Raw genomic sequence first — 23,513 nt, 5'->3', positions numbered from 1 at the left:
ATGCCGACGACCATCACCCGCGGCCTGCCCACCCGCTCGCCCGTACGGCACTGGCCGGGAATCGCCGCGACCGCGCTGACCGCGACCGTGGCGGGGACGCCCGGCTTCACCGTCGGGGCGCTGGCCCCGGCGATCGGAGCGGACCTGCACCTCTCCCGCAGCGCCGTCGGGCTGGCCATGAGCCTCTTCTACGCCGCCACCGCCTTCGGCTCGCCCGTCGCCAAACGGGTGGCGGCGCGGTTGCCTGTCCCCACGGTCCTCGCCGTCGCGGCGCTGGTCGCGTCAGCGGTGATGGTCGTGGCGTCGCGGGCGACCGGGCCGGGGCTGCTGACGGCGGCACTGCTGGTGGGCGGGCTGAGCAACGCGCTCGTCCAGCCGGTGGCGAGCCGGCTGATCGCGGCACGCGTCCCGGAACGCCGGCGTTCGCTGGCCGCGGGCATGATCGGCGCGGCGCTGGGGGCGGCCGCCCTCGTCCCCGGCCTGCTCGTCGCCCTGGTCCTCCCGGCGTACGGCTGGCGGACCGCCCTGCTCGTCGCGGGTGCCGCCGCGCTCGTACCGGTCGCGCTCGTCCCGCTGGCCCGGGCGCCCGGCGGTCCGCCGCCCGTCAGGCCGAAGGAGGCCGGGGACGAGCGACGGACGGTCGGGCGGGTCCTGGTGCTCTGGGCGCTGGCCGCCGCGCTCTCCGCGACCGGCAACAACGCGGTGGCCACGTACTTCGTCGAACTGGGCACCCACTCCGGGCTGGGCACCACCGTCACGGGCAACCTGTTGTCGCTCAGCGCCCTGTTCGCCATCGCCGTACGGATCATCGCCGGGGCGCTCACCGACCGGGCTCCTCACCGCAACGCGGCGGTGATCGTCACGATGATGCTCACCGGCGGGCTCGGGCTGGCACTGATCGCGATCGGGACGGCGACGACGTTCGTCCTCGGTGCGATCCTGGCCTTCTCCGCGGGCTGGGGCTGGACCGGGCTCCTGCTCGCCACCACGCTGCGCCTGGTGCCCGGCCGGACCGAGGACGCCGGGCACACCGTGCAGATCGGCGTGTACGCGGGCGCCACCATCGCACCGTTCGCCTTCGGCGCCCTCTCCAGCGCCCTCGGATTCCCGGCCACCGCCCTGCTCGCCGCCGTGGCCGCCGTCGCCGCGGCGGCGGCGATGACCGCCGGGGCGCTGCTGCTGCGGCGGGCGGGATGACGGGCGCGGGCCTTACCGGGGAAGCTCGTCCGTCCACCCTGTGGTCAGCTTGATGAAGAACCCGCTGTTCATACCCATCGACCCTCCCGTGGCGGTGGGGAGCCAATTGGTACGGATCACCTGGGACGTCTCAGGATCGACGACCAGCCTCCTCTCATGCCTCCCGCTCTGGATCAGCAGCTCCTCGCCGCCTTCGACCGCGCCCAGCCGCCGCACGCCCGGCAGCTCGGCGAGCGCGCGGAACGCCGCCGATCGCACCTCCGCGGGCGGACGTCCCAGGGCGGGAGTTCAGCTGTTGATGAGCCTCGGGGAGGACGACCCCAGGACGCGGGCCGGTGCGGATCGCCGTGGCCGGTGAAGGCGACGACCGCTGTGGCCGCACCTGTCGCGCCGGGGCCGGCCGCCTGCTCGCGCCCCCGCCCGGCGTCCCGTCACCGGCTGCGACGACGGCGGTGGCGGCGAACCCGGGGACGGTGAGGACGGTGGCCGGCCCGGAGGGCCGCCGCCTGCCCCGGTGGGCAGGGAGAACATCCAGGCGAGGGTCGTCCCGTAGACGGCCATCGACACCGCGAGCTTGAGCAGCTTGAGCCAGACGGGCGCGCCGGACGGCATCCGGTCGGCGAACACGAGCCCGGCCGCCGAGACGACCAGCAGGAGCAGCATCGAGGCGACCATCAGCATCAACGGTCGCTGCCACCGGGACGCCCGGCGCAACGCGGCGCGAACGAGAGACATGGGACCTCCCGGGAACGACCAGACCCACCGTCCAGGCTCCAGGTCACCTGGTGTCACCGCATTGCCGTACACCCCCTTGTCGGCAGTGAGGCCCGCCCTACCCCTGGCGCCTCCTGGCGCCGTCGGTGATCCACCCGCGTGCGCCGGACGAATCACGGTCACCTCTCCAACGGAAGGGACTTCGATGGTCCAGCCACACTGGTTACGCAAGACCCTGACCGCGGGCCTGCTCCTGGCCGTGGCCGCGGGCGTCCTGACGCCCGGATCCTCCTCCGCCGCCGCGACGGCCGCGCCGCCGCCGTACGCGGCCGACCTGCCCGACCTCGGCACTCCCGCCGTCGCCTACGACCGTACCTCCCAGCCCACGGCGACCGGCGTCGCCGCCCGCGGCGCCGACGGCTCGCTGCTGTACAGCGCCCGCTCCGGCTCCTCCTTCGGACCCTTCCAGTCGCTCGGCGGGGTGATCGTCGGCGACCCGTCGGTGGTGGTGACCACCGCGGGCACCCACTTCTTCGTACGGGGCACCGACGACCAGGTGTACACCAACACGATCACCCCCTCCGGCGTCGTCACCGGCTACGCGCACGTGCCCGGCCTGACCGTCACCGGCGACGTCGAGGCGCTCGTCCCCAACCTCGCGCCCGCGGGCAGCCTGCGGATCTTCGCCCGCGGCACCGACGGCGCCGTCTGGACCAACCAGCTCACCGGCGGCGCCTGGAGCGGCTGGAGCAGCCTCGGCGGCTTCGCCACCAGCGACATCACCGCCACCCGTACCTTCGCCTTCCCGAACGACACCGTCCGGGTGTTCGTCCGCGGCGCCGACCACCGCGTCTACGTGAGCAGGGTGGCGGCCAGCGGCGTCACCCCCTTCGAGCCGCTCGCGGACCTGCGGGTCACCAGCAACATCGCCGTGGCGGAGGACGCGATCTTCGGCGGCGGCTCCATCGCCGCCCGCGGCTCGGACAACGCCGTCTGGGTGCTCAACCTGTTCACCCTGCCCTACACCTGGAGGTCCCTCGGCGGCAGCGCCACGAGCGACGTCGCCCTGAGCTACCAGGCGAACGTCACCGCCCTCTACGTCCGGGGCACCGACAACGCCATGTACGTCAACAAGACGACCGCTTCCGAGGCTGCCTATCGCGGCTTCGAGCGCATCGACGGAACCGTCACCGGCAACCCGGCGGCGTTCGGCACCGGCCCCAGCGTCCCGGGCACCGGCTTCCTGCTGGCCCGCCTCGGCAGCGGCGCCCTCGGCCTGAACCTGGAGCCCAATCCCGCCGTCCTGCCGCCGCACAAGTTCGGCGGCTACAGCCCGATCCCGGGCCCGGCCGTCGGCTGAACCACGGTCGCCCGCGCCTCTCTCGAGCCGCGGGCGACCCTCCCGGCGGCGGGGCCGGTCAGTCGCCGGCGGTCCAGTTCCAGTCGGCGATCATGGTGCGCATCAGGCGCGCGGCGGTGGACAGGTGGCTGTCGGCGCCCCAGTACAGGGTGACGGTGCGGCGGCGGTCGGGGCTGTCGACGGAGATCCAGGCGGCGGTGGCTCGCGTGGCGCTGCGGAGGGCGAAGGCGGGGACGAGGCCGATGCCGAGTCCCGCGCTGATGAGCTCCGCGATGGCGGCGGGCTCGTCGCTCTCGCAGACGATCTCCGGTGTGAGTCCCCTCGCGGCGAAGAGCCGATCGAGGAGCCGGCGTTGCCAGTGCCCCTTGCGGGCGGTGATGAAGGGCTGGCCGGCGAGTTCGTCGACGCTCACGGAGGTACGGCGCGCCAGTGGATGGTCAACTGGCGTGGCCACCCCCACCGCCTCGTCGAACAGCTTCACCGACGCCAGGCCCTCGGCGTGGATCGGCTGGGAGGCGATGCACAGGTCGACGTCCTGCGCCCGCAGGTGGCGGGCCATGTCCTCGGCCGGTGACCAGTGGAGCTCGATCTCGATGGAGGGATGGGCCCGCTTGTGAGCCGCCAGCGGGCCGGTGAGGGTGAGGAAGGTCTCCGACGCCAGTCTCACGGTCCCCAGGCCCTCGCTGGTGGCCTCGGCCACGGCGCGCCGGCCGGCTTCCAGCTCGCCGAGGGAACGTTCGACGTGGTCGCGGAAGAGCTTGCCCGCCTCGTTCAGCCGCAGCCGGCCGCTCCGGTCGAACAGCGGTGTGCCCAGTTCGCTCTCCAACCGGGCGATGGTACGGCTCAGCGACGGCTGGGCGACGCGAAGCTCGTCGGCCGCCCGGCTGAGGTGCTCCGGTCGCGCCACCACCAGGAACTGCCTGAGCGAGTTCAGCTCCACCATGTCTCCCTGGGCATGACGCCATACGCACGACGCCGGCCTCAAGGACACCGTCTCCTTGCGACCCGGCGAAGCAGTGGAGATCATCACCCGCTTCGACGGCTGATCATCTAGGGCCTCGTGACGCGAGAGGGAGGCGGCCGAGGGCGCGGCTGGAAAACATGACACAAGGCGTCGGGTTTTGGAGCGACCATCGGTTCCCTCGACCGGGACAACGTCCCGGTCCTGGTCAAGATGGAGGAAGGTTGACGGCGTTCGTACCGGATGTGGCGGGTCTGCGGAGCGAGACCATCGAGGTGGTGGGGGCTCGTACCAACAACCTGCGGGACGTGTCGGTGAGCATCCCCAAGGGGTGCCTCATCGCCTTCACCGGGGTCAGTGGCAGCGGCAAGACCTCGCTGGCCATCGACACCCTGCACCATGAGGCCCAGCTGCGCTATCTGGAGGGGCTTTCGCCGTTCGTGCGGCAGTACATCACGCAGCGCAACCGGCCGAAGGTCGACCGCGTCCTGGGACTCGGCGCGACGCTCGCGGTCGACCAACGCCGTCTGAACCGCAACCCCCGGTCCACGGTGGCGACGATCACCGGTATCGACGGGCATCTGGGGCTGTTGTACTCGCGCCTTCCGGGCGTCGGCGCGGACCCGGCGGCGCAGGGTGGGAACGGGCATCTGACGACCGCTCATTTCGACCGGAACACGCCGGAAGGGAGCTGTGCGGACTGCCACGGCGTGGGCGGGCGCTGGCAGGCGCAGGAGGACCTGGTCATCACCCATCCGGAGCTTCCGCTCTTCGAGGGGGCCTCGCCCTGGTACGCCAAGTGGCGTTCGGGGGAGCACGCGTTCGTGCCGGCGCTGGCCGAGAAGCGGGGTGTGGATCTCGGCCTGCCGTGGCGGTCGCTGCCGGAGGAGTTCCGTCACTGCGTCCTGTACGGCACCGGTGAGGAGAAGGTCGAGGCGACCGTCGACATGACGAGCAAGAAAGAGACGGTCTCGGTGACCTACACCTCGAGCCAGCCGCTGCGGGGCGCGCTCGCCGAGGTGGAGCGGGTGTTCATGAACGCCCAGACCTCCAGCGCCAAGCAGCGCTACCTGCCGTACATGCGCAAGCAGCCGTGCGGCGCCTGCGGCGGCAGCGGATACGACCAGGTGGCCCGGTCCGTGCGGCTCGGCGGGCTGACCTATCCCGACCTGCTGGAGGTGGAGGTACGGGAGGTGCGGAGCTGGGGGGAGCGGGTGGCCGGCGACCTGGGCGCCCGGCAGCGCGAGGTGGGTGAGCCGCTGCTGCAGGACCTGGGCCGCAGGCTCGGGATACTCGACCGGCTCGGCCTGGCCCATCTCCAGCTGTCCCGGAGCGCCGCGACGTTGTCCGGAGGCGAGTTGCAGCGGACCCGGCTCGCCGCGCAGCTCAGCACCGAGCTGAGCGGTCTCATCTTCGTCCTGGACGAGCCTGGGGCGGGGCTGCATCCGGCGGACAAGGCGCATCTGCTCGACATCGCCCTGGAGCTGCGTAAGGCCGGCAACACGGTGCTCCTGGTCGAGCACGACCCCGAACTGATCGCCCGGGCCGACTGGGTGATCGACATGGGGCCCGGCGCGGGCCGCCTCGGCGGTGAGGTCCTGGTGTCGGGGCCTCCCGCGGCCGCGGCCGCCCATCCGGCGTCGCTGACCGGACGCTATCTGGCCGGTGAGGGGCCGCGGCTGCGCCGGACCCGCCGTCCGGCAGGGGATGACATCGGCTGGGTGGAGCTGCACGGCCTGCGCGCGCACAACATGACCGCGGACCTGGTGCGTTTCCCCGCCGGTCGGCTCACTTGCCTGACGGGGGTGAGCGGCAGCGGCAAGAGCAGTCTGCTCGGCGCGCTCGCGGCGAGCGTGGAGGCCGCGCTGAACGGGACGAGGACGGACATGGTGCGGCAGGTGACCGGCCTGGAGGGGTTCGACTGGGTCGCCGTCGTCGATCAGGAACCGCTCGGGCGCACGCCGCGGTCCAACCCGGCCACGTACAGCAAGGCGTTCGACATCGTCCGCCAGCTGTTCGCCGAGACGGACGTGGCGCGCGAACGCGGGGTCAAGGCCTCCTGGTTCAGCTTCAACACCGCGGGTGGCGGCCGCTGCGAGACCTGCACCGGTTATGGCCGCAAGCTGGTCGACATGCACTTCCTGCCCGATGTGTGGGTGGTCTGCGACGCGTGCGAGGGCCGGCGTTACAAGCCGGAGGCCTTGGAGATCAGGTATCGGGGATTGGCCATCGATCAGGTGCTGGAGCTGACCGTCGCCGAGGCTGTGGAGCGGTTCTCCGAGCCCCGGCAACTCGCGGAGATCCTGGGAGCCTTGAACCAGGTCGGGCTCGGCTATCTCCAGCTCGGTCAGAGCGCCACCGAGTTGTCCGGCGGCGAGGCGCAGCGGCTGAAACTGGCGTCCGCCATCCAGCGCGGCGCCGCAGGCCGCAAGGCCGGCCTCGTCGTTCTCGACGAACCCGTCTCGGGCCTGCACCCGTCGGACATCCAGCGTGTGGTGGACGCGCTCGACGTGCTGCTCGACTCGGGCAACACCGTCGTCGTGGCCGAACATGACATCCCCGTCGCCGCGTCCGCGGACTGGGTGATCGACCTGGGGCCGGGAGCCGGTCCGGACGGGGGCACGGTGATCGCGGAGGGAACCCCGGACGCCGTCGCGACCGCGGACACCCCGACCGCTCGTTTCCTCCGCCGGTACGCGGCGGGCCTGCCGCTCCTGGAAGTTCGAGAAGGCGCGCGCTGCTGATGCCCTCTCACAGCGGCGAGCATGGGTGAGTCAGAGCCCCGCCTCCCGCGCCGGCGCCGCCTGTCATGCCGCTGACCGAGGGTCCGGTCGTTCGCAGCAGGAGCGCCAGGGCCCAGTCCTGGTCGTTGGCCAGGGGGTCCGGACGATGGGCCGGGCGGCCGTCCACGCAGCTCGGCATCACGAAGGCGCAGGTCGCGCGGCCGTCCGGGGTGAAGTCGACGAGGTTGGCCGCGAAGATCGCGTCCGCGGTCCGCCGGCTCTCCTCGGTCTGCAGCTGTGCGGGGAGCCGGCGGAGGGCCATCGCGGTCAGGACGCTCCAGTAGTGCGGGAAGACGTCGCCCCACTGCCGGTCGATGCCGAACCAGTAGCCGTCCCAATGCCGGATGCCGATGTCACGCAGCCGCACGTGCGGCTGTGGCCCGCCGAAGGCCCGCAGCCACGTCACCGCGGGACGCAGCGCGGCGACGAAGCGCTCGTCGGCCCGCAGGGCGTACGCGGTAGCGAACAGGCTCACCAGCGGCGCGACCATCGACTGTTCGTACGTGACCTCGTGCGCCGGCAGGTCGGTGCCGAGGTCCACGAAGCGATCGGCGTGGTCGATCAGGGCCTCGCGCAGCGAGCCCGCCCGCTCCGGATGGCCCTGGTCCCCCAGTGCGTCGGCGACCGCGGCGACGGCCTCGGGGTGCCCGATCAGGAGATGGTCGGCGGCGCCCAACGCGTAACCGGACTCCAGAAGGGACGCGGCGAGGTCCAGGTCGGCGCCGTCGCCGTAGAGATGGAACTGGTCGAGGAAGAAGTGCGCGAGCCACGGCGTGTTGTAGAGCCGCAACGGCTCGGTGCCGGGCCGGCTGCCGCGGTGGACGGAGCCGTCCGGCTGGACGAGCCGTTCCCGGGCGAAGCGCGCGAATCCCCGCAGCGCGTCGTCGATCGCCTGCCGGTCGCCCCAGCCGCGCCGCCGCGCCTGTTGCAGCAGCACGGCCATCCCGGTCCGCTCGGCGCCGTCGGTCCAGTCGGGCCAGCCGTTCTCCGTCTGACGTAACCCGGTGCGGGTGTCCACGGGCACGAACGCGTGCCGCTCGGGATCCGGCCGTTCGACCGGCCGGTGTTCGTGGAGGATGCGTTCGACCCGTGCCTCGGTGAGCAGCCGGACCGGGGCCAGGAAGGCGACCGCCGTACGGCTCGTGCGCCCGTCGCGCTCCAGGTCGAGGTGCTGGACGCCGTGGCGGACGCCGGTCTCCCCGGACAGGAGCTTCGTTCCGGCGGCGAGCTCGACCGCCGGCTTCGCGCCGAGCGGCGCGGTCAGCGAGGGCAGCCGCGCCGGAGCGTCCGTGGCGGCGAGGAACGCCTCGCGGCTGTCGTACCAGCCGAGCTCCCACGACAGCGTGTGGCTCTCCCCCGCGGCCAGCGTCAGGATCGGCTGCCCGCCGAAAGCGTGGGGGTTGCGGGCATGATCGGTCGGGTGGACGAGGAGGTGGCCTCGGGCGTTCGACGAGGTGCGCCGGTTGCGGGACTCGACCGAGTACGCCCACAGGCTCCCCTCCCGCACGATCACCCCGAGCAGCGGCGCCGCCCCGGACATCGGCTCGGCCAGGATCCATGACCACGCGCCGCCGGTGAAGACGTGCGCGTGGCAACCGCGGGCCAACGCCGACCGCGCCCCGTCGTAGACGTCACGTACCGGCACGTTCAGCGCCAGCCCCGTGATCTCGACGGCGCGGTCGCCGGTGTTCGTCCACCGGTAGGTCTCGGCCCAGTGATCGCCGTCGGTGCGCCGGTCGATGGTCAGCTCCAGGTCCGCTCGCGGCCGATGCCACGCGGTCACGCCGCCGGCGTGCCAGTCCACCGCGTTCGCGGTCTGCCATCGGCCGGACCCCTCGGGCGTGATGACGAAACCTGAGCCCCAGGAGTGATCAGGACCATGCCATTCCTCCAGTGCCTCGCTGAGGAGATAGACCCGGCCGGGGTCCCGGGGATGCAGGAAAGCCGTCGGCGCTCCGTCGGGGCCCAGCTCGACGCCGCCCCCGCCGAACATGAACGTCTTCGTCATCCTGACCTCAGGCGATGTAGGGAAGTTGCGCCGGCTCGACCTGTCCGAGCAGCGGCACACCGTTGACGAACCTGCCGACCTCGGCCACCGCGAACTCGCCGAGCCTGCGCATCTCACGCCCCTGCGCACCGGCCAGGTGCGGAGTGACGAGGACGTTCGGCAGGGCGAAGAGCGGATGCCCCGGTGGCAGCGGTTCGGGGTCGGTCACGTCGAGGATGGCGGAGATCCGGCCCGTGGCGCACGCCGCGGTCAGCGCCTCGGTGTCGATCAACGAGCCGCGGGCGGTGTTGACGACGACGGCGCCGTCCGGCAGCAGGGCGAGCCTGCGGGCGTCGAGCATGTGGCGGGTCTCGGGCAGGGCGGGGGCGTGCACGGTGACGAGGTCGCCACGGCGGCAGAGCTCGTCCAGGCTCACCGGCTCGACGCCGAGGGCCGCGGCTTCGGCCGTGCTCACGTGGGGGTCGTACAGCAGCACCTCCACGTCGAAGGCCCGCAGACGGCGCAGCACCAGCCGGCCGATCCGGGAGGCGCCGATCACGCCCACCGTGCAGTCGTGCAGGCCGGTGCCGTCGCCGGAGAGCCAGTCCCTGGGGCCGTCCTCGCGGGCGGCGGCGTAGCGCCGGGCGCGGGTGAAGACGCGCTTGGCGCCCAGGACGAGCATGGCGAGGGTGTAGTCGGCCACCGGGACGGCGTTGGCGTCGGCCGCCGAGGACACGACGACGCCCCTGTCGTACACGGCGGGAGCGACGCGGGCCTTGACGGTGCCGGCGGCGTGGATGACGGCCCGCAGCCGGGGCGCGGCCGTCAGCACCGCCTCGTCGACGCGCGGGCCTCCCCAGCCGGTGAGCAGGATGTTCGCCTCCGCCAACGCGGCGGCGGCCTCCGGTCCCTCGAACGAGGTGAGGGTGGTCGCCGGGTCGATGTCGGCCAGTTGCCGTAACCGGGTGAGCAGATCGGCCGGGAAGACGTCGCCGAACGCCCAGGGGGCGATGGCGAAGACCGCGACGGGTCGCCGTAGCACGGATCAGCTCCTATGAGACGTGGGACACCATGTAAACGCTTCCTCAGTTCGAGGTAACTGTACGAGATCACGTCCCCCGTCACAACGCTGCTTCTCCAGGAAGACTCCCTGGAACCGCTATTGACGGTCCTATGTAACCGCTTTATGTTGATGAACATTCTGTTTCGAGCTGGGCACGCGAGAGAGGCGTAGCACGTGAGCATGACGCGGGTCCGCAGCGACACCGGCGCGGCCAGCCCGCCCGCCGAGAGGACAGGGACGGCGCGCAACCGCTTGCGCCGCATCCGCGCCGACCGGGTGCTGCTGCTCATCGCGGTGCCGGGCCTGGTGTACTTCCTGGTCTTCCACTACGGCGCGATGTTCGGCAACGTGCTGGCGTTCATGAACTATGTCCCGTTCCTCGGGATCTCGGGCAGCGAGTGGGTGGGCCTGGCGCACTTCGAGCGCATGCTCACCGACCCGGCGTTCTGGAACGCGGTGCGCAACACCCTGACGATCGCCGTCCTGCAACTGGTGTTCTTCTTCCCTGCCCCGCTGGCGCTGGCCCTGCTGCTGCACAGCATCGTCGGCGACACGGTCAGGAAGTTCGTGCAGAGCGTGGTCTACCTGCCGCACTTCCTGTCGTGGGTGATCGTGCTGGCGCTGTTCCAGCAGATGCTCGGCGGCGCGGGCGTGGTCAACGGCTGGCTGTCCGACCTGGGCGCGGGCAGCATCTCGATCATCGGGAACCCGGACGCGTACGGGCCGCTGGTGGTCGCCCAGCTCGTCTGGAAGGAGTGCGGCTGGGCCACCATCATCTTCCTGGCCGCGCTGTCGCAGGTCGACGAGCAGCAGTACGAGGCCGCCGCCATCGACGGCGCGAGCTGGGGCCGCCGCCTGTGGCACGTCACCCTGCCCGCCATCCGCCCGGTCATCGTGCTGCTGCTGGTGCTGCGCCTGGGCGAGTTCCTGTCGATCGGGTTCGAGCAGTTCTTCCTGCAACGCCAGTCGGTCGGCCCGGAGACCGGCGAGGTGCTGGAGACGTTCGTCTACTTCACCGCCTTCGCGGGCGGCGACTTCGGCTACGCCGCCGCCGTCGGCCTGTTCAAGGGCGTGATCGGCGTCGTCCTCATCCACACCGCCAACAAAGTGGCGCACCGGCTCGGTGAGCAGGGGGTTTACAAGGCATGAGCACCACCACGCAAGCGCCCGCCTGGATGGGCCGCCCCACCGTCGCCGTCCGCGCGCTGAAGGCGGTCGCGCTGAGCGTCGTCGTGCTGCTGGTGCTCTTCCCGCTGTGGACGGTGCTGGCCACCAGCCTCGCGAGCCCGCAGAACGTCATCGACAACGGCGGCTGGGTGATCTGGCCGACCGAGTTCTCCTTCGACGCCTACGGCGACATCCTGGCCGGCGGCATCATCACCCGCGCCCTGGTCATCAGCACCGGCATCACGCTGGTCGGCACGGCTCTGAGCCTGGCCTGCACCATCGCGCTGGCGTACACGCTGAGCCGGCCGAAGGTCTACGGCGGCAAGCCGATGCTGCTGCTGGTGCTGTTCACGTTCCTGTTCCCGCCCGGCATGGTGCCGCTGTTCCTGGTCGTGCAGAGCGCCGGCCTGGTGGACAACTACGCGGCGCTGATCCTGCCGTTCCTGATCAACGTGTTCAACCTGGTCGTGATGCGCGGCTTCTTCCAGTCGATCCCGCAGGAGCTGATCGACGCCGCCCGCATGGACGGCGCCGGCGAGCTGGCGATCCTGCGCAAGGTCGTGCTGCCGCTGTCCAAGGCGGTCATCGCGGTGATCGGCCTGTTCTACGCGGTCTCGTACTGGAACCGCTTCTTCGAGGCGATCATCTACTTCAACGACCAGAGCAAATGGCCGATCGGCACCGTCCTGCGCCAGTACGTCACCGGCGGCGCCTCCCTGTCCGAGACGGCGGGCGAGATGGCCACGGCCTCGCCGCAGTCGGTCCAGATGGCCGTCGTCATCCTGGCCACCCTGCCGATCGTGTGCGTGTACCCGTTCCTGCAGCGCTACTTCGCCAAGGGCGTGCTCACCGGCGCGCTCAAGGCCTGACCCCCCGAAGGAACCTCGTCATGGACAACATCATGAACCGTCGCGGCCTGCTCAGGATGGCCGGCGCGGGAGCCCTCGGCCTGGCCGCCGCACCCCTGCTGTCCGCCTGTGGCGGCGGCAACGGCGGCGGCTCGGGCACCGGCGGCGTCTCCAACGCGGGCAAGCAGCTGGCGCCGTGGCCGACCTACGTGCCCTTCGCCGGGCCGAAGCCGGACGCGCCCGGCGACGACACCGGCGTGCAGCCGCTCTACCTGACGTACCCGGAGACGCTGACGCAGTCGGTCGACGACACCGTCGGCGACGGCTCGAAGGTGACCGCGCTGGTCGTGACGTACGGCCCGCCGCCCGCGCCCGTCGCCCAGAACCGGTACTGGCAGGCGATCAACAAGGCGCTCGACGTCGACCTGCAGGTGACCGTCATCCCCGACCCCGAGTACGGCCAGAAGATGACCACCCTGATGGCCTCGGGCAGCGACCTGCCGGACATCATCATGTTCACCAACCTGGCGCTGCCGCACTCCCTGGAGTTCATCCAGGCCCGGTGCGCCGACCTGTCGGAGTTCGTCGCGGGTGACGCCGTCAAGCAGTACCCGAACCTGGCCAACATCCCCACCTACGCCTGGAAGGGCATGGGACGGATCAACGGCAAGATCTACGGAATCCCGCTGGAGCGGCCCATGCCGGCCAACAGCCTGTTCGTCAACCGCACGGCCATGAACGAGGCGGGCATCCCCAAGGACTGGACCGCCGAGCAGTACCTGGACGCGATGAAGGAGCTCAGCGACGAGCGCAAGTGGGGGCTCGGCTGGTACAAGACGCTCTTCACCGGCCTGGGCTGCATCACCTACCACGCCGGCGCGCTCGGCGCGCCGAACATCTGGGCGGTCTCGGGCGGCCAGTTCACCTCGACGATCACCACCCCGCAGTTCGAGCAGGCCATCGACGTCATGCGCAAGCTGGTGGAGGCCGAGTCGGTGCATCCCGACAGCCTCACCGTCAGCTCCACCGACATGCAGAGCTACTTCTACAACGGCACGGTCGCCTCCTCCCAGGACGGCTTCGGGTCGTTGTCGCCGACCACCCTCACCAAGATCAACGGCAGGTACGAGCTCGACCTGGGCCGCCCGTACAGCCCGGCCGCCACGCCCTGGCAGAGCGCCGGCATGTTCGGCTACGTCACCTTCAAGAAGGCCCCCGCCGACCGGATCAAACTGCTGCTGCGCATCAGCGACTACCTCAGCGCCCCGTTCGGCACGAAGGAGTACGAGCTGGCCAACTACGGCGTCGAGGGCGTGCACTTCACCAAGGAGGACGGCGGCATCAAGACCACCGACCTCTACCAGACGGAGAACAACAACACCCTCCCCTTCCGCTACATCGGCGCCGCGCCGTCGGTCCTCTACCTCCCCGGCCATCCGGAGACGGCCAAGGCCACCTACGAGTGGCAGCAGGCGACGCTGCCGAAGAGCGTCCCCAATCCCGGCCAGGGGCTGCGTTCGGCCACCCAGGTGAGCAAGGGCGCCCAGCTGAACCAGATCCTCGGGGACGGCATCGCGGCCATCGCCTTCGGCCGCAAACCGCTGTCGGCCTGGAAGGACGTCGTCGCCCAGTGGAAGCGGACCGGCGGCGACCAGATGGCCGGGGAGTTGGCCGAGGAGTACGCGGCGAACCAGTGACGCCGGGTGCAACCGCTTCCACCCGGCACCGGGAGAGGTACGATTTGACACCTCCGCAGGGGAGCGAAACGATCGATGCAACCGGTTTACCAGCCATAGACCTGACAGGTGAGGGTGCATGTCCCGGCGCGCGACATCCGAGGGTGAGGACCGGCGGGCGGTGACGATCCGCGACGTGGCCGCCCACGCCGGCGTGTCCGTCGCCACGGTCTCCCGCATCCTGTCCGGCTCCTACCCCAGCGCCCCCGCCACCCGCAGCAAGGTCATGAAGGCCGTCCGCGAGCTCGACTACGTGGCCAACGCCAACGCCCGCGGCCTGGCCGGGGCCCGCAGCCGCAGCGTCGCCATCATCGTCACCTCCGTCGTGTCACCCCACTACGCGCACGTCGCCCAGGGCGTCCAGACCCAGGCCGCCCTCGAAGGCAAGCTCTGCATCGTCGGCACCACCGGCGGCGACCCCGAGCGCGAGCTCGCCACGGTCCAACTCATGCGGCAGGAGCAGGCCGAATGCGTGATCCTCGTCGGCAACGTCGTCAACAACGACGCCTACCGCGAGCGCATGGCCGACTACGCCCGCGCCCTGGCCGCCGCCGGCTCCCAGCTCGTCCTGTGCGGCCGCCCCACGCTGGGCCCCGACGTGCCCGCCCTCGTCGTCGAGTACGACAACACCGGCGGCGCCTACGCCATCACCAGCCACCTGCTCTCGGCCGGCCATCGGCGCATCCTGTTCCTCGGCCGCCGCGAGGGCTACACCACGCCCGACAGCCGCGTCGCCGGCTACCGCCGGGCCCTGGCCGACTTCGGCGTCGCCCACGACCCCGGTCTGGAGATCGACGGCACCATGGAGCGCAGCGAGGGCTACCGCATGATCCGGGAGCGCCTCGCGGCGGGACCGGCCGACTTCACCGCCGTCTTCGCCGGCAACGACCTCCTCGCGGCCGGCGCCCGGCAGGCGCTGCGCGAGCACGGGCTGCGGGTGCCCGACGACATCTCCATGGTCGGCTTCGACGACCTGCCCACCGCCGCCGACATCGACCTGACCACCGTCCACGTGCCGCACGAGGAGCTCGGCCGCACGGCCGTCCGCATGGCATTGGAACGCGGGTCCGGCGAGGCCGGCACGGGCCACGTCATGCTCGGCACACACATCGTCGTGCGCGACTCGGTCCGCACGCTGAAGCCCGCGCCACCGCGGGAGTGACTCCCGGCGCCGTTCAGGCGGTCACCCTCGCACGCACGAGATTGTGGTCCGACAGGCCGTCCGCGTCCTCGACGGCCGCGTCGCGGGCCTCGCCTCCGCGCATGACCACGTGGTCGATGAACGGCGACTTCGTGCCCTCCGAGCGCGGCCGGGTCGGCAGCGCGTCCGGCGGGAGGTCCGCGACGGTGAACGCGGGGCCGAGGCCGGCGAGCACGGCGGCCCGGTCGGTGTTGAAGTCACCGAGCAGGACGACCGGCTCCGGCGAGGCGGCGGCCAGCTCTGAAAGGCGTTCCAGCTGACGCGCGCTCCGTTCACCGGAGCTCACGTGGACGGCGATCACGAGAACCCCGGCGGTCCGGACGGCGAGCAGACCCTTGCCCGGATCTTCCTCGAAGGGTTCGGCGGCGACCTGCCGGGCCGGTCCGTCCACCGCCAGCACGAGGTGTTCGCGCGGATCGTCGAGGGGGGAGGCGCCGTTGCGCGGTGCCGGGACACGCGGATAGGTCAGGGCATGGACCGTCCGGCCGGGCAGGGCACGACGCAGGGCGGCCAGCTGGTCCCCGCTGACCTCCTGCAGGGCGATGACCTGCTCGGCGCGGCCGGCGAGCCGGGCCGAGACGGCGGCGATCCGCTCCGGCTCGTCCGGCCAGCGCGCCGGGATGTCCGCACCCCAGTTCTCCGCGTGGATGCGGTGCAGAACGTTCCAGGTCATCACGGTGATCATGGGTCGTCATCCTACTGAGGCACGGAGTCGAGATCCGCCGGGGGCCGCCGGCACCGGTTCCGGCGGGCCTCGGCACGATCACCTCAGAGGTGCTCTCCGACCAGGGCGAGGCACTGGAAGACGGCCAGGCCGTACTGTGCGCTGGCGTTCGTCGACAGATTCGCCTCGTCCACGGGGTTCAGCACGGCCGACCCCTCGACCCGCCGCGAGGCGAACGGGTGGTTGTCGGGGTAGCCGGCGTGGCCGGTGCGCAGCTCCTGCCAGGCACGTTTGGCGAGGGCCTGGTCGTTGAGCTGCACGGCCGCGTACGCGGTGGCCCGCGAGTAGGCCTGCCTGAGGTTGAGGTTGCCCCAGTCGGCGCCGGTGACCTCCTTCTGCTCGGCCTTGGTCGCGTTGTAGAGGCGGCAGAACTCCACCCACTTCGCCTTCACGGCCTGGTCGTCGATCAGGCCGATCAGCTCGGTCATGACCTCGATGAGCCCGAAGACGGAGCTGAGGCTGCCGATGCTCACCGACTTCTCCGTCATCGGGGCGAAGCGGCCGTCGGCCAGGTTGTACGTGACGTCCCCGCCCTGCACCCAGCCGTTGGGCAGCGCCGCGATCGTGGTGGCGCCGTTGACCAGCTTGGTGCGGGCGATCGGGTCGCCGCCCCGCTCCCACTCCGTCAGCCACGCCATCGCCAGGGCGCCCCAGTCGGTGGTCGTGCCGACGCCGAGCGCCTTGGGGTCCGGGTCGAACGGCCGGCCGCCCAGCTTGCGTACGGGGTCGAGCACGAGGAAGCTGCGGTCGGAGTCGATCAGGTCGTGCAGCACGTCGCCGATCCGCTCGTCGGCCGTCAGGAAGTAGTAGAAGCGCTTGTAGCCGGCGTTGCTGATGCGCACCTGCTTGGCGCTGTCGCCCCAGTGCATGACGCCGTGCCGGGTGCCCAGGCCGCGCCACTTGCCGAGGTGGTACATGTCCACCTCGCTGGTGTGGCGGGTCATCGCCTCGGCGAAGCGGAACGCCTGCGCGTCCCCGGTGCGCAGGTAGTGGTACCAGAGCCACAGGTCGGTGGACAGCTCGGAGTTGTCCCAGGCGTAGCCGCCGACGTCGTAGCTCCACACGTGCCGGTCGCCGTCGTAGCTGTGCATGATGTCGCCGTAGTCCCAGAAGCCGTACCAGGAGCGCTGGTCCACCTGCTCGCGGTGGTACTTGTGCACCAGGTCGAGCCTGTCCTCCAGTGCCGCCTTGGCCGGGACCGACCGGTCCACCGGTGACCAGGAGCCGAACACGCCGGCCGCGTGGTTGTGCCCAGGCGGGCTGATCAGCAGGGGCGGGGTGGCGTTGGCGTCGGCGAGCCGGGCGAAGCGCTCGCTCGCCGGGGTGGCCTCCAGCGCCCAGAACGTCAGCTCGGTGGTGCGCGCGACGCCGTACGGGGTGCCGAAGCCGGGCTCGTAGTCCTCGTAGGTGATCTCCAGGGCGTCGAGCTGCTCCGGGTAGGTGTCCTGGCCCATGCCGTCGTGGTAGAACCGCAGGTCCATCGCGCCCGCCCGGGGCGACCACATCCACACCGTGGCCTGCGCCTCGTCGGAGGCGGCGCCGGTGATCTCCAGCTCGGTCGGGCAGAGCTGCCAGAAGTTCCGCATGCCGAACGCGAGCCCGCCGGTCGGCCCGCCGACGTAGGCGAGCCCGGCGGCCCGGCGCCCGCCGTCCACGCGCACCCACGAGTGGCCTTCCTTGGTGCGCTTGTGGATCTCGAAGCCGTGCGCGTTGAGCTGGCTCAGCCGGTGGTCGCCCCAGGCCGGGATCCAGTGCAGGCGGGTGGTGACGCGCTGGTCCCAGGTGGCCGGGTCGGGGGTGGCCTTGCCCTGGTACTGGGCCTGCCGGACGGCCTGGCCGGGGTCGCGGCGCAGGCCGGTGACGCCGCGTACGGCCTCGGCCAGCACGCCGTCGCCCTCGCCCGCGAAGCGCACGTGCCGGTCGTGCAGCTCGCCCCGCATCGGCACGGCGAAGCGCACGCCCAGGCCGTTGACGAAGTCCTTGCCCTCGTCGCCGTCGTAGACGAAGGTGTGCACCACGCGGATCGCGTCGGAGCCCGCGTACAGGTAGAACCGCACCGTGAACGGCAGCCACTCGCGCCGCCCCTTCTTGTGCCTGCCCTCCACCTTGACCACCGCCCGGACGGGGCCGTTCTGCTCGACCTTCACCGAGGAGACGTGGCCGGTGAACGACTCGGTCTTGCCGGCCTCCTCGGGCTTGTCCTGGCGGGAGGCGATGAGGCGGCCGTCCTTGGCGACGACGGTCGCGCCCCGCGTGATCGACTTGACCAGGTGCTCACCCGAGCGCCCGAACGCCACGCTGATCACCCCGGTGTCCACGGTGACCTGGCCGCCGGCGGTCCTGACGACCACCGGCTTCGCGGGCTGCGCCGCCGTTCCCGCGGCCAGCCGGTACGTCCGGGTGCGCGGCTCGGCCCCGCTCACCGCGTGCGCGGTCCACTTCACCGAGCCGTCCGGCCAGAAGCCGATCGGCCACGACTGCACCGGCACCTGGGCGCCCGCCTCGGTGGTGAGGGTGAACTGCTGCTCGGGCGCGAACGCGCCGCGCGGCCACGGCACGCCCCACGTCGTTCCACCGGTCACCTCGGCGGGGGCGCCGCCTTCGAGCCAGGTCAAGGTGATCGGGTCATGCCCCTTCAGCTCCGCGGGCGCGGCCGTCGGGGTGGCCTGCGCCGCGGCGGGACTCGCACCGCGGAAGGCCAGCGCCGCCGCGGCGCCCGCCGCCGTGGTGGCCAGCATGGACCGCCGGCTGATTTCAACCACGAAAATCGAACTCCTTCGTACGACAGGGGATCAGTAGCTGATGTTCGGCCGGGGCGGCGTGGTCATGCCGTTGCCGAGGTAGTAGTCGACGTGGTGGTCCTGCAGGTAGCCCTTGACGGTCAGGTCGTTGCGGTAGGCCGGGTTGTGGGCGAGCGTGTAGAGCCGGGTGGTGGTCGGCCTGTCGGTGGTGAAGACGAGCAGCTCGTCGTACTCGGGAGTGGTCATCACCACCTCCTCGCGCCAGTCGCCGAGGATGTCGCCGATCAGCGCGGGATACTGCGTGCCGTTGTTGACCGCGCCGAAGTTCCACGTGGTCACCTGCCGTGACACGCCCCCCGTCGCGGGGTCCCACTTCTCGATCCGGCCGTCGTTGAACAGCTCCGTGGTCAGGTCGCCGTCCCACAGCACGCTCAGATGCGGCCAGGGGCCGGTGGCCTGGGTGAGCGTGTTGGTGCGGGCGTTGTAGACACCGGAGAACGACCAGACCTCCATGCCCAGGTGGCGTGGGTCGATGTCGGCGGCCATGCCGCGTCCGACGTCGCCGACGCCGGCCTCGACGTGCTGCCAGAGCATGTTGCCGTTCTTGGCGCCGTAGTAGTACTCGCGCAGGCCGCTCGGGTTGTCCTGCTGCACGCCGTACCCCTCCAGGCCGGCCCGGCGGGGGTCCATGTCCGCGACGTGCCAGCGGTCGCCGTGCACGACTCCCTCGTCGGCCAGGCTGTAGCGCAGGGTGCCGTCGCCGTTGAGCGCGAACCCGATCTCGGCGATCTCGTCATCGCCGTCCTGGTCCAGGTCGATGATGCGGGTGTTGTGCCCGTCGGGGGCGGCCTGCGAGCCGCGCAGCCACTTCCACTGCCTGCTCAGCGTGCCGCCCGAGAGCTTCCACGCGGTGAACATGAGGTTGAAGCCGCCGTCGCCGACCCGGTTCTTCATGTACGCGACCAGGCTCGGCGTCACGCCGTCGAGGTAGCCGACGCCGAGGCGGGCCCCCATCGGGCCGTCGGCGAGATAGTCGGTCGGCACGGGGGCGCTCGCCCGCAGCGCGCCGGTACGGCCGTCGAGGATGGCGATGGCCTGGTGGGTGTCGCTCGGCAGGCCGGTGTACGTCGTGCCGTTGCCGAAGACCACCCCGTTGGCGATGCGTACCGCCACCTCCGCCCGGCCGTCGCTGTCGAGGTCGTGGACCGTGACGCCGTCCCAGTGGCCCACGTCGACGGTGGACGAGCCGGGCTCGATGTTGTCCTGGTCGGTGCTGTTCGGCCCCAGATTCACCGACCACAGGAAGGCGCCGTCGTTGCGGTAGGCCTCGATCGTCTGGGGTGAGGTCTGACGATCGAGCACGTAGTCGTACTCCCCGTCGCCGTTGAGGTCGCCCACCCAGACGAACTTCACCGGCCCGCCCGCGCGCAGGGGGACGCGGACGACGGGTTCGGTCGCGTGGCCGGCGCTCAGCGTGAAGGCGGCGCTCGGCGCCTGCTCCGCGCCGTTGACCACCGGCCGGACGCGGTAGCTGTTGGCCTTGGTGAGGTCGGCCGTGGAGTCGGTGTAGTTGGTGCCGCCGGTCAGGGCGGAGGAGTTGAGCTTGACGTACGAGCCGCCGGCGGTGGACCGGTAGACGTTGAAGCCGATCCCGTCAGGGTCCAGCCCCAGCAGCCGCCAGGTCACCAGCACGTTCGTGCTGCTGGAACGCACGGCCACGACGCCGCGCCCCAGATTCTCCATCGGACGTGCGGCCGCCGCTTGTTGCGTGGGGGCGGCCGACGCCGGGGGCGCGGTCAGCGCCGTACAGGCGAGCAGAACGACGATAGCTCGATGTCGGCGTAAGGCATGCATGAACGTCTCCTTGTCACGAGGGGGGAGCCGGTCACTGATCCGGCCGGGAGCAGAGGAGATGATGCGGCTCGTCGAAACTCTCACGAGTTGAACCGTTTACGTGGATGTCATCGGACCATAGGCAGGAACGCCCGTCAAGCCTTACCCTGACGCCGGCCTGCGCATCCCGCCCGCGCGACGTCGCTGAGCAGCCTTGAACAGGGATCCAACACAAACCGGGTACCAGGCGGTCTCATGACATCCTGCCGAGCACTACCTCTGAATCCGCCTCCCCTGCTTGCGCAACCCCCGGAGAAACCGTTTAAATCCGGGTGTCCACCACGAGCCCCGCGACTTGTTCAAAGGCCGCTGGAAAGCGCTTACCCAAGGAGCCCAGTGAGACAACGCCGCCCCCTGCTCGCTGTCGCCGCCCTGCTCACCCCGTTACTCATCGGCTCCCCCGCCCTGGCCGTCGGACATCCCCCACGGCCGTACGAGGACCTGGCATCCCACTGCACCGGCACGTCACCCATCGTCTGCACGTTCGACGTCCCCACCGGCAACTACGACGTGACGGTCGTCCTCGGCGACGCCCAGGTCGCCGCACAGACCTCCGTGCACGCCGAGGTCCGACGTTCGATGGTGCCGCTCACCGCGACAGAACCGGGCGCGTTCGCTCGCCGCGGCTTCACCGTCAACGTCCGCGAGCCCGAGGGCGAGCCCACCGGACCGCTCGGCACGCCCGGCCTGACCCTGACCTTCGACGGCCCTGCCCCGCACGTCGCCAGGATCAAGGTGGCCCCCGCCCGCCGCGTCCGCCAGCTCTTCATCGCCGGCGACTCCACCGCCTGCGACCAGAGCAGCCACCCCTACTACGGCTGGGGACAGGCGCTGCCCTCCTTCCTCGGCCGCGGCCTCTCCGTCGTCAACCACGCCGACAGCGGCGAGAGCAGCGTCACCTTCCGCGACGGCGAGGCGTTCTTCCCCGCGATGAAGCCCCGCATCCAGCGCGGCGACCTCGTCCTCATCCAGTTCGGCCACAACGACAAGACCACCACCGCCGAGGACTTCCGCGCCAACCTCTCGGCCATGGTCGCCGGCGTACGCGAGCAGGGCGGCCGGCCCGTGCTGGTCACCTCCGTCGTACGCCGCCGCTTCCAGGGCACCCAGCTCAACGACCTCGGCCTCATCATCCACGGCGACGTGAACCTGCCCGCCGAGACCCGAGCGGTCGCCGCCGCCGAGAACGTCCCGCTCATCGACCTCACCGCCCGCACCGAGCAACTCGTCGAAGCCCTCGGCCCCGAGGGCTCCAAGCCGATCTACCTCACCGACGTCAACGGCGACAACACCCACCTGTCCGAGTACGGCGCCCACCAGTTTGCGGCACTCGCCGTCGAGGAGCTGCGCGCAGCCCACCTCATCCACCCGTGACCGGGGCGGGACGGCGCGAATGTCAGCCGGTTCCCTGGACCATCGAACGAGGAAGAGGACGAGCAGCCCGGGGCGCGCCGTCCTCTACCTCGATCCGCTGCCGACCGGCTCGATCCGGACCGTGAGACGCCGGCCCGCGCGGGAAAGGTCATCCAGACCGGCCTCGACGACGCCGAGCCGGACCAGCCCCGGATCGGGCACCGTCTGGCCGAGGTCGTCGTAGTAGACGGCGATCATCCCGCTCACCGGCCAGAAGTAGATGCCACCCACGGCGGGATCGTGAACCGGCGTACCGCCTCCCCCTGCCGTGAGCGGTCGCGGCAGCGGCCCCGCCTTCGCCTGCCCCCACGCGTCCGCCAGTTGCACGGTCAACGGGAGCATCGCGGTGAACTGCCGCGACACCATCGTGTCGGTCAACCTCGCGGCGACGACATGATCGCCGAACCGCAGCACCACGGGCACCCCCGACCCGGCGCGTGCCACGCCCGGCGACGACACCGGCAGCGTCCTCGTCCCGGCGTCCAGCGGGCCTGCCGGTGCCGAGCACCCCGCCAGGAGGCCGGCCAGCAGGCAGGCCGCCAGGCGGCGGATCCCAGCGGCGGCGGCCGCGATCACAACCTCGCTCATGGCAGCCAGCACACCCGCACCAGCCCGGGCGAGGAAGTCTCTGCCGATGGGTGTACTCCCAGTACATCCCACGTGCCGCAGAGCCTGACGTACCGTTGCGGCATGGACAACCGGTCCGAAGTGCGGGCATTCCTCACCTCACGCCGCGCCAAGATCACCCCCGGACAGGCGGGCCTGCCCGTCGCCGGGCGACGACGCGTTCCCGGCCTCCGGCGCAGCGAGGTCGCCGCCCTGGCCGGGATGAGCGTGGAGTACTACGCCAAGCTCGAACGCGGCCACCTGGCCGGAGTCTCGGCCGGCGTCCTCGACGCGCTCGCCCGCGCCCTGCACCTGGACGACGCCGAACGCGCCCACCTGCTGCGCCTCGCGCACGAGGCCGACGGCAGCAACGCCATTTTGCGCCGACGCCGCCCCAAGCAGCCGACCGCACGGCCCACCCTCCAGTGGATGCTCGACGCCATCGCCACCGCCCCGGCGATCATCGGCAACCACCGCTCCGACCTGCTGGCCGCCAACCACCTGGGCCGGGCCCTGTACAGCGATCTGTACGCCGGCCCGACCCGGTCGCCGAACTTCGCCCGCTTCACCTTCCTCGACAGCGCGGCACGCCGCTTCTTCCCCGACTGGGACCTGGCCGCCGACATGACCGTGGCCAACCTGCGCACCGCCGCCGGCCAGGACCCGCACGACAAGGGCCTGCACGACCTGGTCGGGGAGCTGTCCACCCGCAGCGACGACTTCCGCCGCCGATGGGCGGCCCACAACGTCCGCACCCACGGCACCGGCGTCAAGCACTTCCGCCACCACGTCGTCGGCGACCTCACCCTCACCTACGAGAGCATGGACCTGCGCGCCGAGCCCGGCCTGTCCATGACGATCTACACCGCCGAACCCGGCTCCCCCTCCGAGGACGCGCTACGCCTGCTCGCCTCCTGGTCCGCCACCCAAGAACACCCCGAGCGCCCCCAGGACACGGGCCACCCACGCATGGGACGCCCCTGACGCGACCATCGCCGTGGATCGTCACGACGTGAGCCGGTTGCCCGATTCATGACGATGTCATGGTGAGCTGATGATCACGTCTCTGGTTCGTACCGCGCCTGGCCAGCAGTGTTGTCTCCAGTCGATCCGAAGGAG

At 71.3% G+C, this 23,513-nt stretch carries 18 protein-coding genes; 9 read left to right on the top strand and 9 right to left on the bottom strand.

All coding sequences use genetic code 11. From position 1 onward, the window contains the following. Positions 1–1,197: an MFS transporter gene (locus ACBR40_RS07020; protein WP_371247947.1), complete on the top strand. Its 1,197-nt coding sequence runs from the start codon at positions 1–3 to the stop codon at positions 1,195–1,197. Positions 1,198–1,209: 12 nt separating this feature from the next. On the opposite strand, the gene ACBR40_RS07015 is transcribed toward ACBR40_RS07020, so the two are convergent. Together ACBR40_RS07015 and ACBR40_RS07010 are read right to left on the bottom strand one after the other, a co-directional pair. After that, on the bottom strand, positions 1,210–1,455 hold the full coding sequence (locus ACBR40_RS07015) for a hypothetical protein (RefSeq protein WP_371247946.1): 246 nt from the start codon (positions 1,453–1,455) through the stop codon (positions 1,210–1,212). Positions 1,456–1,485: 30 nt separating this feature from the next. After that, positions 1,486–1,932 carry a hypothetical protein gene (locus ACBR40_RS07010; protein ID WP_371247945.1) on the bottom strand — a complete coding sequence of 149 codons (447 nt, stop codon included), beginning with the start codon at positions 1,930–1,932 and terminating at the stop codon, positions 1,486–1,488. A gap of 184 nt (positions 1,933–2,116) precedes the next feature. Between ACBR40_RS07010 and ACBR40_RS07005 the strand changes: the two genes are divergently transcribed. Continuing rightward, entirely contained in the window at positions 2,117–3,271 is a 1,155-nt protein-coding gene (locus ACBR40_RS07005; RefSeq protein ID WP_371247944.1) for a hypothetical protein, read from the top strand. 58 nt (positions 3,272–3,329) lie between these two features. Here ACBR40_RS07005 and ACBR40_RS07000 read toward each other — a convergent pair whose 3' ends face one another. Next, positions 3,330–4,214 (bottom strand): LysR family transcriptional regulator, encoded by an 885-nt coding sequence (locus ACBR40_RS07000; RefSeq protein ID WP_371247943.1) that lies wholly within the window; start codon positions 4,212–4,214, stop codon positions 3,330–3,332. Between the two features lie 242 nt (positions 4,215–4,456). Between ACBR40_RS07000 and ACBR40_RS06995 the strand changes: the two genes are divergently transcribed. Further along, on the top strand, positions 4,457–6,976 hold the full coding sequence (locus ACBR40_RS06995; RefSeq protein WP_371247942.1) for an excinuclease ABC subunit UvrA: 2,520 nt from the start codon (positions 4,457–4,459) through the stop codon (positions 6,974–6,976). A gap of 7 nt (positions 6,977–6,983) precedes the next feature. On the opposite strand, the gene ACBR40_RS06990 is transcribed toward ACBR40_RS06995, so the two are convergent. Together ACBR40_RS06990 and ACBR40_RS06985 are read right to left on the bottom strand one after the other, a co-directional pair. Next, positions 6,984–9,023: a hypothetical protein gene (locus tag ACBR40_RS06990; protein WP_371247941.1), complete on the bottom strand. Its 2,040-nt coding sequence runs from the start codon at positions 9,021–9,023 to the stop codon at positions 6,984–6,986. A 7-nt stretch (positions 9,024–9,030) separates the two neighbouring features. Continuing rightward, a complete protein-coding gene (locus ACBR40_RS06985) occupies positions 9,031–10,044 on the bottom strand; it encodes a hydroxyacid dehydrogenase (RefSeq protein ID WP_371247940.1) in 1,014 nt (337 codons plus the stop codon). 201 nt (positions 10,045–10,245) lie between these two features. On the opposite strand from ACBR40_RS06985, the gene ACBR40_RS06980 reads away from it, so the two are divergent. The 4 genes from ACBR40_RS06980 (at position 10,246) to ACBR40_RS06965 (ending at position 14,978) form a co-directional block, all read left to right on the top strand. Then, entirely contained in the window at positions 10,246–11,214 is a 969-nt protein-coding gene (locus ACBR40_RS06980; protein WP_371248348.1) for an ABC transporter permease, read from the top strand. Beyond that, the gene (locus ACBR40_RS06975; protein ID WP_344207674.1) at positions 11,211–12,101 is read left to right on the top strand and encodes a carbohydrate ABC transporter permease; all 891 of its coding nucleotides are present in this window, start codon (positions 11,211–11,213) and stop codon (positions 12,099–12,101) included. The genes ACBR40_RS06980 and ACBR40_RS06975 overlap by 4 nt, the downstream gene beginning before the upstream one ends. 20 nt (positions 12,102–12,121) lie before the next feature. Beyond that, the gene (locus ACBR40_RS06970; RefSeq protein WP_371247939.1) at positions 12,122–13,777 is read left to right on the top strand and encodes an extracellular solute-binding protein; all 1,656 of its coding nucleotides are present in this window, start codon (positions 12,122–12,124) and stop codon (positions 13,775–13,777) included. 118 nt (positions 13,778–13,895) lie between these two features. Next, on the top strand, positions 13,896–14,978 hold the full coding sequence (locus ACBR40_RS06965) for a LacI family DNA-binding transcriptional regulator (RefSeq protein ID WP_344207676.1): 1,083 nt from the start codon (positions 13,896–13,898) through the stop codon (positions 14,976–14,978). A 13-nt stretch (positions 14,979–14,991) separates the two neighbouring features. Here ACBR40_RS06965 and ACBR40_RS06960 read toward each other — a convergent pair whose 3' ends face one another. From ACBR40_RS06960 to ACBR40_RS06950, 3 genes are all read right to left on the bottom strand, one after another. Next, positions 14,992–15,702, bottom strand: a complete 711-nt coding sequence (locus ACBR40_RS06960; RefSeq protein WP_371247938.1) for an endonuclease/exonuclease/phosphatase family protein — start codon at positions 15,700–15,702, stop codon at positions 14,992–14,994. 83 nt (positions 15,703–15,785) lie between these two features. After that, positions 15,786–18,503: a Tat pathway signal sequence domain protein gene (locus tag ACBR40_RS06955; RefSeq protein ID WP_371247937.1), complete on the bottom strand. Its 2,718-nt coding sequence runs from the start codon at positions 18,501–18,503 to the stop codon at positions 15,786–15,788. Positions 18,504–18,533: 30 nt separating this feature from the next. After that, positions 18,534–20,225, bottom strand: coding sequence for a hypothetical protein (locus ACBR40_RS06950; protein ID WP_371247936.1), 1,692 nt, complete (start codon positions 20,223–20,225; stop codon positions 18,534–18,536). Between the two features lie 486 nt (positions 20,226–20,711). Between ACBR40_RS06950 and ACBR40_RS06945 the strand changes: the two genes are divergently transcribed. Next, on the top strand, positions 20,712–21,749 hold the full coding sequence (locus tag ACBR40_RS06945; protein ID WP_371247935.1) for a rhamnogalacturonan acetylesterase: 1,038 nt from the start codon (positions 20,712–20,714) through the stop codon (positions 21,747–21,749). 84 nt (positions 21,750–21,833) lie between these two features. Here ACBR40_RS06945 and ACBR40_RS06940 read toward each other — a convergent pair whose 3' ends face one another. Continuing rightward, on the bottom strand, positions 21,834–22,376 hold the full coding sequence (locus ACBR40_RS06940) for a cyclophilin-like fold protein (RefSeq protein ID WP_371247934.1): 543 nt from the start codon (positions 22,374–22,376) through the stop codon (positions 21,834–21,836). 102 nt (positions 22,377–22,478) lie between these two features. Between ACBR40_RS06940 and ACBR40_RS06935 the strand changes: the two genes are divergently transcribed. Beyond that, a complete protein-coding gene (locus ACBR40_RS06935; protein ID WP_371247933.1) occupies positions 22,479–23,378 on the top strand; it encodes a helix-turn-helix transcriptional regulator in 900 nt (299 codons plus the stop codon). Positions 23,379–23,513 lie beyond the last annotated feature (135 nt).

This window comes from Nonomuraea sp. AD125B (assembly GCF_041402765.1).
Taxonomy (GTDB): Bacteria; Actinomycetota; Actinomycetes; order Streptosporangiales; family Streptosporangiaceae; genus Nonomuraea; species Nonomuraea bangladeshensis.
The sequence above is the reverse complement of the archived record's forward strand: the minus strand, read 5'-3'. Positions and strand labels throughout refer to the sequence as shown.

Coding starts and splice junctions, on each gene's coding strand:
- ACBR40_RS07020 (WP_371247947.1), top strand. CDS start 1: ATGCCGACGACCATCACCCGCGGCCTGCCCACCCGCTCGCCCGTACGG.
- ACBR40_RS07000 (WP_371247943.1), bottom strand. CDS start 4,214: ATGGTGGAGCTGAACTCGCTCAGGCAGTTCCTGGTGGTGGCGCGACCG.
- ACBR40_RS06950 (WP_371247936.1), bottom strand. CDS start 20,225: ATGGAGAATCTGGGGCGCGGCGTCGTGGCCGTGCGTTCCAGCAGCACG.
- ACBR40_RS06970 (WP_371247939.1), top strand. CDS start 12,122: ATGGACAACATCATGAACCGTCGCGGCCTGCTCAGGATGGCCGGCGCG.
- ACBR40_RS06965 (WP_344207676.1), top strand. CDS start 13,896: ATGTCCCGGCGCGCGACATCCGAGGGTGAGGACCGGCGGGCGGTGACG.
- ACBR40_RS06975 (WP_344207674.1), top strand. CDS start 11,211: ATGAGCACCACCACGCAAGCGCCCGCCTGGATGGGCCGCCCCACCGTC.
- ACBR40_RS06980 (WP_371248348.1), top strand. CDS start 10,246: ATGACGCGGGTCCGCAGCGACACCGGCGCGGCCAGCCCGCCCGCCGAG.
- ACBR40_RS07005 (WP_371247944.1), top strand. CDS start 2,117: ATGGTCCAGCCACACTGGTTACGCAAGACCCTGACCGCGGGCCTGCTC.
- ACBR40_RS07010 (WP_371247945.1), bottom strand. CDS start 1,932: ATGTCTCTCGTTCGCGCCGCGTTGCGCCGGGCGTCCCGGTGGCAGCGA.
- ACBR40_RS06940 (WP_371247934.1), bottom strand. CDS start 22,376: ATGAGCGAGGTTGTGATCGCGGCCGCCGCCGCTGGGATCCGCCGCCTG.
- ACBR40_RS06935 (WP_371247933.1), top strand. CDS start 22,479: ATGGACAACCGGTCCGAAGTGCGGGCATTCCTCACCTCACGCCGCGCC.
- ACBR40_RS06960 (WP_371247938.1), bottom strand. CDS start 15,702: ATGATCACCGTGATGACCTGGAACGTTCTGCACCGCATCCACGCGGAG.
- ACBR40_RS06990 (WP_371247941.1), bottom strand. CDS start 9,023: ATGACGAAGACGTTCATGTTCGGCGGGGGCGGCGTCGAGCTGGGCCCC.